The sequence below is a fragment of the Acidovorax sp. SRB_24 genome (assembly GCF_012931925.1).
This window is the reverse complement of record NZ_MWOM01000185.1, coordinates 1-696: the sequence shown is the minus strand read 5'-3', so window position 1 is coordinate 696 and position 696 is coordinate 1. Positions and strand designations below refer to the sequence as shown.

Below are 696 nucleotides of genomic sequence, written 5' to 3'. Positions count from 1 at the left end.
TGAGGGCTTGTTGTCGATCACAACGGGCTGACCCAATGTTTCATGCAGGCGCTTTCCGATGGTGCGTGCGAATGCGTCGTTCGAACTGCCTGGCGCGGCGTCGACGATGAGGGTGATAGGTTTGACTGGCCACGCCGGAGTCGACGATTGGGCGCTTGCAGCCCCCGGGATTAGAAGCGTCGCAGCAACACTTAAAAGAAATTGAGGCGAAATCTTCATTTGGTGGTTCCCTGGTTCAGACAAAAGGTGAGGCAGCCCGTAGCCCGCCGGTGTTCATTGCATGCCTCCGCGGGCGGTGATCGGCCAGACGCTCTCCACCCGGCCCGCCCTGACGCAGACATACCAGTCGAAACGGTCAACCGTGGGATCGCAGTGTCCCGGGATGAGTCTCAGTCTTTCCCCGAGCTCTGGCGTTGCGCGGCCTGCGGGATACTCCATCCGCGCATGCTCGTCAGCCGCCGAAACAATTCGCAGTTCCGGTTGCTGCCACACGGTCGGTAGGCCTCGTTCGATGGCGACGGCCTTGTGCCCTGCATCGAGCACAGCCAGCCCCGGCCTGGCAGTGCTCATGACGGAGGCCAGGACGAACAAGGAATGTCTGAAGGTGCGGAATGGCTGATCATCTTCCTGGAAGTTGGCCGCATAGTCGCCGTCCATGAAGCAATAGCTGCCGGCCTGGAGCTCGGTATAGACGCC

General features: G+C 60.9%; 2 pseudogenes. Both read right to left on the bottom strand.

Annotated features, from left to right (window positions below):
* Positions 1-219 (bottom strand): annotated as a pseudogene (locus B2J89_RS22550) (tripartite tricarboxylate transporter substrate binding protein); the annotation flags it as partial.
* Positions 220-273: 54 nt separating this feature from the next.
* Positions 274-696, bottom strand: a pseudogene (locus B2J89_RS21390) (DSD1 family PLP-dependent enzyme); the annotation flags it as partial.